We start from the raw sequence: 11700 nt of genomic DNA, 5'->3' as shown, positions 1-11700 counted from the left end.
TTTATAGAACAAACTCCGTGTAATTTATATCCGTAAAACCAGTTGTTTTGAGAAGCACAAAACCCTTTTGAAGGAGCAGATTCAAAATCTTTTTTACAGATTTTAATTCTCCTATGACGAGCAAATTTGCAAATCTCCAACGGCATACTATCCACGATAAAATAATCTTCAAATTCTAAAAACCGAGACGCTAATTTTGTTCTTACTTCTTCTAAAAATAAAAACAATTTTCGTCTTCTTTTATTGAACTGACTTCGTTCAATTAAATTGGAAATTTGTTCACTATTTATTTCTTTAAACAGGGAGTTTTCACTATCAACAGACATAAATTCAGCTGTTAAACTCAATGCAACTACTTCTAAATCAGACATTTTTTGTTTTCTGCCGACATCTGATTTATTCTCTAATTTACAATTCAAAGAACTTATAACTTCTAAAACTCTAAAATAATTTTTTACTATATTTGACATAGATATTGGTTTGTTTGGCGACATCAAGATACTGAATTTCAGTATCTTGACCAATATCTAGCCAATATTTTCTACTTCAAATAATTACACCCAACGGGTTAAACCTATTATTTCTTATCTTTGTTCCTCAAAATTTTATGATAAAAGTGAGTCAAATCAACAAACTAAAAATACTAAACGACCCCATTTATGGGTTTATTACCTTACCCAATCCATTACTCTACGATTTAATCCAGCATCCTTATTTTCAGCGATTGCGACGCATTTCCCAAATGGGATTGTCCTATTTGGTCTATCCTGGAGCCAATCACACCCGTTTTCACCACGCTTTAGGGTGTATGCACATTATGCAAAAGGCCATTGAAGTTTTGCGGTTTAAGGGTGTTGCTATTTCTAAAGAAGAGGAAAACGCCCTATTTGTTGCAATACTTTTGCATGACATTGGTCACGGTCCGTTTTCACATGCAATGGAACACAGTATTGTGGAAAATGTGAATCATGAAGCCATTTCGTTGCTCTTTATGGATAAACTTAATGAAGAGTTTGACGGAAAATTAGCCTTGGCTATTCAAATATTTAAAGGAGATTATCATAGAAAATTCATGCTGCAATTAATTTCCAGTCAGCTGGATATGGACCGAATGGATTACCTGAAACGGGATAGCTTTTATACTGGTGTTGCCGAGGGGAACATCAATTCCGATCGATTAATACAAATGATGAATGTTGTTGATGATGTATTGGTAATAGAAGAAAAAGGAATTTATTCTGTCGAAAAATTCTTGATGGCCAGACGATTGATGTATTGGCAAGCCTATTTACACAAAACCAGTTTAGTTGCCGAATTAATTTTGACGAAAGTCCTAAAAAGAGCTAAAGAATTGACGCTAAAAGGCATAATTCTACCTTGCAGTGAGCCCTTGTTTTTTTTCATGGAAAATAAAGTTGAATTAATAGATTTTGATGCTATTGTTTTGAATCAATTCTCACAATTGGATGATTTTGATATTGTTAGTGCATTAAAGGCGTGGCAGCATCATGATGATTTTATCTTGAGTTCGTTGAGTAAAATGATTATTAACCGAGACTTGTTAAAAATTAAATTGAGTAGTGAAAAGTTTCCTGTTGACGAAATTCATGGCTATATAGAGCGATTTTCTGAGGAAAATAATCTTTCACAACAGGATTCCCAGTATTTTATTTTTAAAGGAAAAATAAAAAATCAGGCCTACAGCAAAGACGCCGAGCCGATACGAATTTGGAAAAAAGACAAAACGATAGAAGATGTTGCTGAAGCATCCGATCAATTGAATTTAAAAGCATTATCAAAACCAGTAACTAAATATTATATTTGTTATCCAAAACAACTCTTAGAAAAGTAGCAACTAAAATCTATTTTTTATATTTTTGTCGAAATGAAACGAGCCAATCTATTTTTTTGAATGTTAAAGAGAACTATAAATAGCGAGTTCCATCTTATGCCAATGGAAAATACAATCAGATAAGATGAAATTTACAGCAGAACAAATTGCAGGTATTTTAGAGGGAGTAGTGGTGGGGAATCCCAAAGCTGAAGTTTTTAGATTGTCTAAGATTGAGGAAGGGAAAGAAGGATCGTTGACTTTTTTGTCTAATCCTAAATATTTACACTATATTTATTCTACGCAGGCTACGATAACTATTGTAAATACTTCGTTTGTGGCTGAAAATGAATTGACTACCACGCTTATAAAAGTGGAAGATGCGTATCAATCCTTTTCTAAATTACTGGAGTTTTATAATGAAGTTAAAAACAATAAAGTAGGAATTGAACAACCTTCGGTAATTTCCGAAAATGTAAAATACGGTTCCCAGTTGTATTTGGGAAGTTTTAGTTACATAGGAATGAATGTTGTTTTAGGTGACAGCGTCAAAATTTATCCCAATTGTTTTATTGGCGACAATGTAATTATTGGCAATAATGTCACTATTTTCGCTGGAGCTAAAATTTATTCAGAAACCGTAATCGGGAATTATTGTGTCATTCATTCCGGTTCAATAATTGGTTCTGACGGGTTTGGTTTTGCACCGCATGCTGACGGAACCTATTCTAAAATACCACAAATAGGTAATGTAATTATTGAAGATTATGTGGATATTGGGTCTTGCACCACAATAGATAGAGCCACAATGGGTTCTACCATAATTAGAAAAGGTGTGAAGCTGGATAATCAAATTCAGATTGCCCACAATGTAGAAATTGGAGAAAATACCGTAATTGCAGCGCAAACGGGAATTGCCGGTTCTACAAAAATTGGTAAAAATTGCATGATTGGGGGGCAAGTTGGAGTTTCGGGACATCTAACGATTGGAAATAATGTTCGTATTCAAGCACAATCGGGTGTGGGAAGAAGCATAAAAGACGGTGAGATTTTGCAAGGAAGTCCTACTTTTGGTTATAATGATTTCAGTAAATCATACGTGCATTTCAAGAATTTACCGAAAATTATTTCAGAATTTGAAGAATTAAAAAAAACAATAAATAATAAAGAGTAGACCATGGTTAAACAAAAGACCATCAAGAGTGAAATTTCTCTTATTGGAGTTGGGTTGCACACAGGTAAAGAAGTTAAGATAACTTTTAAACCCGCACCGGTAAATAACGGATATACTTTTGTTCGTTTAGATTTAGAAGGAAGTCCAGTCATTGAAGCAGATGCGAACTACGTGGTAAATACGCAACGAGGGACGAATTTAGAAAAATTAGGGGTAAAAATTCAAACTCCGGAACATGTTTTAGCCGCATTTGTGGGTTGCGATATTGACAACGTGATTGTTGAATTAAACGCATCAGAATTGCCTATTATGGATGGTTCTTCTAAATTTTTTGTTGAAGCGATAGAAAAAGCCGGGGTAGAAGAGCAAGATGCAAAAAGAAATGTTTATGTTGTAAAAGACATTATTTCTTTTACGGATGAAGCAACCGGAAGTGAAATTATTCTGATGCCAAGTGACGATTACCAAGTTACGGCGATGGTAGATTTTGGGACAAAAGTGCTAGGAACACAAAATGCCACTTTGAAAAACATTTTAGATTTTAAAACAGAGATTGCAAATGCAAGAACTTTTAGTTTTCTCCATGAATTGGAAACTCTTTTAGAGGAAGGATTAATAAAAGGAGGCGATTTGAATAATGCGATTGTTTATGTGGATAAGGAGATTTCCTCAAAAACGATGGATCATTTGAAAGTGGCATTTGGAAAAGAAGATATTTCGGTTAAACCAAATGGCATTTTAGATAATTTGACTTTGCATTACCCCAATGAGGCCGCTAGACATAAATTACTTGACGTAATTGGTGATTTGGCACTCATTGGAACAAGAATACAAGGAAAAGTAATTGCCAATAAGCCTGGACATTTTGTAAATACTCAATTTGCGAAAAAAGTGTCTAAAATCATCAAAATAGAACAACGAAATTATGTTCCTGTTTATGATTTAAATAAAGAGCCTTTGATGGATATTCATAAAATTATGAGTATTTTGCCACATCGTCCTCCATTTTTATTCATTGACAGAATTATAGAAATGTCTGAAAGTCATGTTGTTGGAATGAAAAATGTCACCATGAATGAGGGGTTTTTTATAGGGCATTTTCCAGAGGCGCCAGTAATGCCAGGGGTTATAATTGTTGAAGCGATGGCGCAAACTGGAGGGATATTGGTACTCAGCACGGTGCCAGATCCAGAAAATTATCTTACTTTTTTTATGAAAATTGATAATGTTAAGTTTAAAAATAAGGTGCTGCCCGGCGATACTTTGATATTTAAATGCGATTTGATTACTCCTATTAGACGAGGTATTTGCCACATGCAAGCCAAAGCGTATGCCAATGGTAAATTAGTAGCTGAGGCTGAATTGATGGCCCAAATTGCAAGAAAACAATAAAGAAAGAAATACAACATGAATCAACCCTTAGCATACGTTCATCCTGGAGCAAAAATCGCCAAAAATGTTGTAATCGAACCTTTTACAACCATTCATAATAATGTTGTCATAGGCGATGGAACTTGGATTGGTTCTAATGTAACCATTATGGAAGGCGCAAGAATTGGAAAGAACTGCAATATTTTCCCTGGGGCAGTTATATCAGCCGTTCCGCAAGATTTAAAATTTGGAGGAGAAGATTCTCTTGCCGTCATTGGTGACAATTGTACGATTAGAGAATGCGTCACCATTAACAGAGGTACAATTGCCTCCGGTCAAACTACATTGGGAAACAATTGTTTGGTTATGGCAACGGCTCACATTGCCCACGATTGTCATATTGGAGATAATGCAATTATTGTAAACGGTGTTGCCCTCGCGGGTCACGTTATCGTTGGTAAATTTGCAGTTATTGGAGGTTTGGCGGCTGTACACCAATTCATTCATATTGGTGATCACGCCATGATTTCTGGAGGGTCGTTGGTTAGAAAAGACGTTCCGCCATTTACAAAAGCCGCAAAAGAACCTTTATCTTATGTAGGAATTAATTCGGTAGGATTAAGAAGAAGAGGGTTCACCACCGAAAAAATCAGAGAAATTCAAGATATATATAGAATTCTGTATCAAAAAAATTACAATACTTCCCAAGCGGTTGGTATTATTGAAGCCGAAATGGAGGCAACTCCGGAACGGGACGAAATTTTAGATTTCATCAGAAACTCTTCAAGAGGTGTCATGAAGGGGTATTCTGGAAATTATTAATCCCTAATCAAGCGGAGGGAAAAAGTAAAAAATAAATAACAAAATTATCTATTAACAATATCACTTTTCGTCTCCCTCTCCTTTGGAGAGGGTCGGGGTGAGGAAAACAAAAAAAATACCAATGGCATCTACATCAGATATTAAAAACGGATTGTGCATAAAATACAATAATGATATTTACAAAATCATCGAATTCCTTCATGTTAAACCAGGAAAAGGACCTGCTTTTGTGAGAACAAAATTAAGAAGCCTTTCAAACGGAAAAGTGTTGGACAATACTTTTTCAGCGGGTCACAAAATTGAGGAAGTTCGAGTTGAAAATCACAAATTTCAGTTTTTGTATCCAGAAGGCGATTTGTTTCATTTTATGAATGTAGAATCTTTCGAACAGATTTCATTAAATAAAAATATTCTGGATTCACCAGATTTATTGAAAGAAGGAGAAAACGTAATGGTAAGTATCAACACTGAAACCGATTTGCCATTATCAGTAGATATGCCGGCCTCTGTAATACTAGAAGTGACTTATGCTGAACCAGGTGTAAAAGGGAATACGGCTACAAACGCCACCAAATCGGCAACAGTAGAAACCGGAGCAACGGTAAACGTTCCTTTGTTTATAAATGAAGGTGACAAAATTAAAATTGATACAACAAACGGGAATTATATGGAGCGTGTGAAGTAAATAATTGATTGTATGAAATTTCCAAAAGCGTATTCTTTACAAGAAATTGCCAGTTTGCTGAATTGCAAATTTGTTGGCGATAAAAACTTTTCTGTTCACGGCATGAATGAAATTCATGTTGTAGAACCCGGGGATATCGTGTTTGTAGATCATCCAAAATATTATGATAAAGCGCTACAATCTGCAGCAACTATTATTTTGATTAACAAAGCGGTGGATTGTCCGGAAGGCAAAGCCTTGTTGATTTCTGATGATCCTTTTAGGGATTTCAATACATTAACGAATCATTTTAAACCGTTTCAATTTTCGGCAGTTTCAATTTCAGCTTCCGCTAAAGTTGGAAAAGGGACTGTAATTCAGCCGAATACTTTTGTTGGGAATCATGTTGTTATAGGTAAAAATTGTTTGATTCATTCCAACGTTTCCATTTATGATTATACGGTAATTGGCGACAATGTGATCATTCATGCGGGAACCATTCTTGGTGCTGATGCGTTTTATTATAAAAAACGACCTGACGGGTTTGACCAATTAATTTCAGGAGGAAGAGTCGTTATCCAAGACAATGTCGGAATAGGAGCACTTTGTACCATAGATAAAGGAGTAACGGGAGACACGACTATTGGAGAAGGAACAAAAATTGATAATCAAGTGCATGTTGGTCACGATACCATTATCGGAAAAAAATGTCTCATTGCATCACAAACTGGTATAGCAGGTTGTGTAATCATTGAAGATGAGGTAACACTTTGGGGGCAGGTAGGTACAACAAGCGGTATCACCATTGGGGCGAAGGCCGTAATTATGGGACAAACCGGAGTTACTAAATCGGTTGAGGGCGGAAAATCTTATTTCGGAACACCCATTGAAGAATCGAGGGAAAAACTTAAACAACTGGCGAATATTAAAAAAATTCCGGAAATCTTAAATAAACTAAAGTAATTATGTCTGCTAAACAAATTATTCAGGAGCTCTACAAATCAGATGCCTTAATCAATGGCACCATTTTAGATACATTTTTGCATCCAGAAGTTATTTTGGATTGGAATAGCAGCAAGGGATTTATTCAAATGAATCGTAAAGAGCTATTAGACTTTGCCAATGTATTAGGCAAAGCATACGTAAGATCAAAGGTTAAAATAAGCCATATACTCAAAGAAGGAAATTCGGTTTCTGTTCGTTATTCCCATTATATTAAAACAATAGAAAATCCAAGGGAGGAAATGCTTTTGGCACACATTATCGTGATTTGGGAACTCAAGGACGATAAACTTTTTAGAGGCTATCAAATGAGCCAATCGTCCTAAATTAGGATGAAAATCAGCATTTCAAAAACACATTCCAAGGAAGTATTACTAATTAGAATAACCTGCCTGTCATGGGCTATTGCTAAAGGCATAAGTTACAAACTTTGGCTGTCAGACCGATTGTTTCCTGTAATTCCACCATTTGATTTTTCTCCTAATTTACCAAATCAAATTCATTTACTGTTGTTTCTGGGTTCGTTCTTTGGTCTTTTTTGTGCATTTGTATTTACCGAAAAAAGACATTTTATTGTCCTAGTCTTACTTACCGAAATGGCGTCCTGTTTTCTCGATCAAATGCGCTGGCAACCATGGGAATATCAATACCTGTTGCTATTTGTCTTTTATCTTTTTTATGCTAAAAATACCAATCAGTTTTTAGGTTTGTTATCCTTTTTAATAGGTGTAACGTACATTTATAGTGGCTTGCATAAATTTAATGGCGGTTTTTTATATTCAATTTGGGAGCAAATGATTTTAAAATGCTTTTTTCATTTTCCAGATGTAATCCTTTCTCAAAATTGGATTCATTATTCAGGATTGTTATTAGCGGTCATCGAAACTGCAATTGGATTTGGATTGTTGTTCATGAAAAAGAAGCGATTCACAGCCTATTTCGCAATCATAATGCATCTTATAATATTGTTGCTTTTAGTGGGACGGAATCAAAATGTAGTGGTTTGGCCTTGGAATTTAACCATGATGATTTATGTTTGGTTACTGTTTTTGGATGAAAATACGTTTCAAATTTCTCTTCATTTTTTTAAAAATAAGCTTAATTTAGTAGTTTTTTTTATAATCGGATTTCTGCCTTTTCTATGTTTGTTTGGTTTGTGGGACAATTATTTATCTTTTAATTTGTATTCAGGAAATGTAAAACAACTCCTGATTTGCGTAAAAGGAATTGATGAATATCCAGAATTAAAGCCCTATGTCTCAAAATATAAAACAAACCGATATTGTCATGGTTTGGAGTCAATAGACGCTAATAAATGGGCTTATAAAGAAATGAATGTGCCTGTTTATCCTGAAGAAAGGACCTTCATGAAATTTAAAAAAATCTGGATTGCCACCTTCCCAAATACAGAAAGCACATTCATCAGTTATGGCTATCCTTATAAAAATGAAAATAAAGTAGAAATACATTAAATTATCGTGCTATTTTTGATAAAAAGACGATATTTATTGTGTCTAAAACCTTATTTTTGCGTCACTATTTCAAAAAATAATATTTAAAAGATATATCATGAGTGTTTTAGTCAATAAAGATTCTAAAATAATTGTTCAAGGTTTTACAGGAAGTGAAGGAACTTTTCACGCTTCTCAAATGATTGAATACGGAACTAACGTTGTTGGTGGCGTGACTCCAGGAAAAGGAGGGACAACCCATTTAGACCGTCCAGTTTTTAATACTGTAAAAGATGCTGTTGAACAAGCTGGAGCCGATACAACTATTATTTTTGTTCCGCCCGCTTTCGCAGCGGATGCAATTATGGAGGCTGCCGAAGCTGGAATTAAAGTGATTATCACTATTACCGAAGGGATTCCTGTGTCAGATATGATTAAGGCCTATGCTTATATTCAAGGTAAGAATTGCCGATTAATAGGGCCAAACTGTCCGGGAGTAATCACGCCAGGGGAAGCAAAAGTAGGGATTATGCCCGGTTTTGTTTTCAAAAAAGGTACTGTTGGTATTGTTTCAAAATCAGGAACATTAACGTATGAAGCTGCTGACCAAGTGGTAAAACAAGGAATGGGAATTACAACAGCTATAGGTATAGGTGGAGATCCCATCATTGGTACCACCACTAAAGAAGCCGTTGAATTATTGATGAATGATCCAGAAACCAAATGTATTGTTATGATTGGTGAAATTGGAGGACAACTGGAAGCCGATGCAGCCAATTGGATTAAAGCCGACGGAAACCGTAAACCGGTTGTAGGTTTTATCGCTGGTGAAACAGCACCAAAAGGAAGAACCATGGGGCATGCGGGAGCTATTGTTGGTGGAACGGATGATACCGCCGAAGCTAAAAAGAGAATTATGAGAGAGTGTGGGATTCACGTGGTGGATTCTCCTGCTGAAATAGGGAAAAAAGTAAAAGAGATTATGGGATAGTCTTTGCAAGTATCAAAGAAATCTCAAAACATAAAATAGAAGAAAGTCTCGATATTTGTTGAGACTTTTCTTTTTCTCCACGAATTCTAGAATTCGTAAAATGGATGGCTAATTAATATCAATTAAATAACTACACTTTGTGCCCTAGTGCCTTTGTGGCTAAAATTTAAAAAATGTACAAAGAATTAAAAAAGTTTAAAACAAACAACCAGTTTAACTACACTGCCGACGATAGTCTTGAAGAAGTTTGCAATGCGTCAGAAAATGGAAGTGGTGTATTTTTAGTATATGCCGTTGATGGCGAAGAAAAAGAATTAATTATGGTAGGTTCTACCGGAACGATTCAAAATGACGGAACCCTAAAAAGCAAAAATGGAGGGCTTTTTGATAAAATAGTAAACGGACATCAATTTGCAAAAACTGGACGAAAATACTCTTGGCCAACACAAATGAAAACCGAGGGAATAGAACGTTTAGAAGTATATTGGTACGAAACCTATAATGCCAAAAACAAAGTGATTCCAACCTATATTGAAGGATTGATTTTGCAAAATTTTCTAGATGAAAATGCAAAATTACCAAGATGGAATGTGGCTTTTTAAAATTACCAACCTTACGTTTCAATTTTTTTTAGCATCTACCCCTTTCAATAAAGAGAAGGGGGTAAGATGAAAAAGGGGGTGTACTATTTGAAGCAAATTCATATCATTACGCAACAAGTACCTTTTTCTAATGCAATCCACTGAAAAATAGTTTACAATAAATATTGTTCTGGAATCTTTTTGGAAGGTATTGAAGATGTCTCATTTATTGCAGGTTACTTTCCGATACAAAAGTTAGCAAAGATGTTTCCCAGCAATTCATCATTGGTAACTTGACCAGTGATAGTTCCAAACTGGTACAAAGCTTCACGAATATCCAATGCCATCAAGTCGCTCGACAGGTTAGTTTGCAAGCCATATTTTACCTTTTGTATTTCGTCTAATGCTTTCAGTAAAGAATCGTAATGTCTCGTGTTGGTGACAATGGTTTCATTATTTCGCAAAGCGCCCGTATTGACAAACGAAAGCAACTGGTTTTTCAAATCATCTACACCTTCATTATTTTTTGCGCTTATAAGCAGAATATTTGGAATTTTAGATTTTAGATTTAGGATTTCTTCATCGGATAATAAATCTCTTTTGTTTCCAATAACAACCAACGGTTTCAACGGAAACTGATTTAGTATTCGTTCGATATCTATTTTAACTTGAGCTATATTTTCATCGGTAAGCGTTCCTCCTTTGGGGGTTAAGGGGCTTAGGTATAAAATCACCTGCGCTTGCTCAATCTTTTCAAACGTCTTTCTAATTCCAATGCTTTCCACCACGTCTTTAGTTTCCCGAATACCAGCCGTGTCAATAAATCGAAATCCAATACCGCCAATAACCAATTCATCTTCAATCGTATCCCGCGTAGTTCCTGCAATTTCTGAAACAATGGCGCGTTCCTCATTCAGTAAGGCATTCAATAAAGTCGATTTTCCTACGTTTGGTTCGCCTACAATGGCAACGGGAATTCCGTTTTTGATGACATTACCCACTGCAAAGGAATCAATCAGGCGTTTCAGGACAAACTCTATCCGGTTGAGCAAATCGTTAAATTGAGTACGGTCAGCAAATTCTACATCTTCTTCGGCAAAGTCCAACTCTAATTCAATCAGTGAAGCAAAATTCAATAGTTCTTCCCGCAATTTGGCAATTTCATTAGAGAAACCACCACGCATTTGTTGCATGGCTATTTGGTGCGAGGCCTCATTGTCTGACGAAATCAAATCGGCTACAGCTTCGGCTTGTGATAAGTCCATTTTGCCGTTCAAAAACGAACGTAAGGTAAATTCTCCTGCATTTGCCATTCGGCAGCCTCTACGGAGCAATAACTGAATAATTTGCTGTTGAATGTAAGTAGAGCCATGACAGGAAATTTCAATCGTGTTTTCGCCAGTATAGGATTGCGTTCCTTTAAAAATTGAAACCAGGACTTGGTCTATCGTTTTGCTGCCATCAACAATATGTCCTAAATGTAATGTGTGTGTTTTCTGTTTCGTTAAATCTTTCCCGGAAACCGATTGGAATACCGAAGCAGCAATTGTAATGGCGTCATTTCCGGAAATCCGAATAACAGCAATTGCTCCAGCTCCAGATGGAGAGGCGAGTGCAACAATAGTATCTTGTGAAATCATAAGGTAATAATCAAAGCACAAAGTTACAAAGATTTGCACTGATATGATAAAACAACTTTTCATCTGGATTTTGGAACTTTTTATAGCGATAACGTATTGAAAAAAGCGATGGTTATCCTGTTTAATAAGAATTTATTTATGTAACTTTATACGACAAATCTAATAGTGCTAGA

At 35.5% G+C, this 11700-nt stretch carries 11 protein-coding genes and 1 pseudogene; 10 read left to right on the top strand and 2 right to left on the bottom strand.

The features are described 5' to 3' along the window. Positions 1–470: pseudogene (locus DB895_RS05035) on the bottom strand (IS982 family transposase); the annotation flags it as partial. Between the two features lie 146 nt (positions 471–616). On the opposite strand from DB895_RS05035, the gene DB895_RS05030 reads away from it, so the two are divergent. From DB895_RS05030 to DB895_RS04985, 10 genes are all read left to right on the top strand, one after another. Then, positions 617–1852 carry an HD domain-containing protein gene (locus tag DB895_RS05030; RefSeq protein ID WP_116724276.1) on the top strand — a complete coding sequence of 412 codons (1236 nt, stop codon included), beginning with the start codon at positions 617–619 and terminating at the stop codon, positions 1850–1852. Between the two features lie 124 nt (positions 1853–1976). Beyond that, entirely contained in the window at positions 1977–3005 is a 1029-nt protein-coding gene (gene lpxD, locus DB895_RS05025; RefSeq protein ID WP_116724266.1) for a UDP-3-O-(3-hydroxymyristoyl)glucosamine N-acyltransferase, read from the top strand. Between the two features lie 3 nt (positions 3006–3008). Continuing rightward, positions 3009–4397: a bifunctional UDP-3-O-[3-hydroxymyristoyl] N-acetylglucosamine deacetylase/3-hydroxyacyl-ACP dehydratase gene (locus tag DB895_RS05020; protein WP_116724265.1), complete on the top strand. Its 1389-nt coding sequence runs from the start codon at positions 3009–3011 to the stop codon at positions 4395–4397. 15 nt (positions 4398–4412) lie between these two features. Next, on the top strand, positions 4413–5198 hold the full coding sequence (gene lpxA, locus DB895_RS05015) for an acyl-ACP--UDP-N-acetylglucosamine O-acyltransferase (protein ID WP_116724264.1): 786 nt from the start codon (positions 4413–4415) through the stop codon (positions 5196–5198). A gap of 121 nt (positions 5199–5319) precedes the next feature. Continuing rightward, positions 5320–5883, top strand: a complete 564-nt coding sequence (gene efp / locus DB895_RS05010) for an elongation factor P (RefSeq protein WP_116724263.1) — start codon at positions 5320–5322, stop codon at positions 5881–5883. Positions 5884–5895: 12 nt separating this feature from the next. Beyond that, positions 5896–6825, top strand: a complete 930-nt coding sequence (locus DB895_RS05005; RefSeq protein WP_116724262.1) for a UDP-3-O-(3-hydroxymyristoyl)glucosamine N-acyltransferase — start codon at positions 5896–5898, stop codon at positions 6823–6825. A gap of 2 nt (positions 6826–6827) precedes the next feature. Continuing rightward, positions 6828–7190 (top strand): nuclear transport factor 2 family protein, encoded by a 363-nt coding sequence (locus tag DB895_RS05000; protein WP_116724261.1) that lies wholly within the window; start codon positions 6828–6830, stop codon positions 7188–7190. Positions 7191–7196: 6 nt separating this feature from the next. Next, complete coding sequence (locus DB895_RS04995) at positions 7197–8336, top strand: hypothetical protein (RefSeq protein ID WP_116724260.1); 1140 nt, start codon at positions 7197–7199, stop codon at positions 8334–8336. Positions 8337–8433: 97 nt separating this feature from the next. Then, complete coding sequence (sucD, locus tag DB895_RS04990; RefSeq protein ID WP_116724259.1) at positions 8434–9306, top strand: succinate--CoA ligase subunit alpha; 873 nt, start codon at positions 8434–8436, stop codon at positions 9304–9306. A gap of 173 nt (positions 9307–9479) precedes the next feature. Further along, a complete protein-coding gene (locus tag DB895_RS04985) occupies positions 9480–9908 on the top strand; it encodes a hypothetical protein (protein ID WP_116724258.1) in 429 nt (142 codons plus the stop codon). 215 nt (positions 9909–10123) lie between these two features. Here DB895_RS04985 and mnmE read toward each other — a convergent pair whose 3' ends face one another. Then, on the bottom strand, positions 10124–11527 hold the full coding sequence (gene mnmE, locus DB895_RS04980; RefSeq protein WP_116724257.1) for a tRNA uridine-5-carboxymethylaminomethyl(34) synthesis GTPase MnmE: 1404 nt from the start codon (positions 11525–11527) through the stop codon (positions 10124–10126). Positions 11528–11700 lie beyond the last annotated feature (173 nt).

This window comes from Flavobacterium psychrotolerans (genome assembly GCF_003097635.1).
In the GTDB taxonomy this organism is placed as follows: Bacteria; Bacteroidota; Bacteroidia; order Flavobacteriales; family Flavobacteriaceae; genus Flavobacterium; species Flavobacterium psychrotolerans.
Note: the sequence above shows the minus strand (reverse complement) of the source record. Positions and strands in the feature narration are given on the sequence as shown.

Coding starts and splice junctions, on each gene's coding strand:
- lpxD (WP_116724266.1), top strand. CDS start 1,977: ATGAAATTTACAGCAGAACAAATTGCAGGTATTTTAGAGGGAGTAGTG.
- DB895_RS05020 (WP_116724265.1), top strand. CDS start 3,009: ATGGTTAAACAAAAGACCATCAAGAGTGAAATTTCTCTTATTGGAGTT.
- lpxA (WP_116724264.1), top strand. CDS start 4,413: ATGAATCAACCCTTAGCATACGTTCATCCTGGAGCAAAAATCGCCAAA.
- efp (WP_116724263.1), top strand. CDS start 5,320: ATGGCATCTACATCAGATATTAAAAACGGATTGTGCATAAAATACAAT.
- DB895_RS05005 (WP_116724262.1), top strand. CDS start 5,896: ATGAAATTTCCAAAAGCGTATTCTTTACAAGAAATTGCCAGTTTGCTG.
- DB895_RS05000 (WP_116724261.1), top strand. CDS start 6,828: ATGTCTGCTAAACAAATTATTCAGGAGCTCTACAAATCAGATGCCTTA.
- DB895_RS04995 (WP_116724260.1), top strand. CDS start 7,197: ATGAAAATCAGCATTTCAAAAACACATTCCAAGGAAGTATTACTAATT.
- sucD (WP_116724259.1), top strand. CDS start 8,434: ATGAGTGTTTTAGTCAATAAAGATTCTAAAATAATTGTTCAAGGTTTT.
- DB895_RS04985 (WP_116724258.1), top strand. CDS start 9,480: ATGTACAAAGAATTAAAAAAGTTTAAAACAAACAACCAGTTTAACTAC.
- mnmE (WP_116724257.1), bottom strand. CDS start 11,527: ATGATTTCACAAGATACTATTGTTGCACTCGCCTCTCCATCTGGAGCT.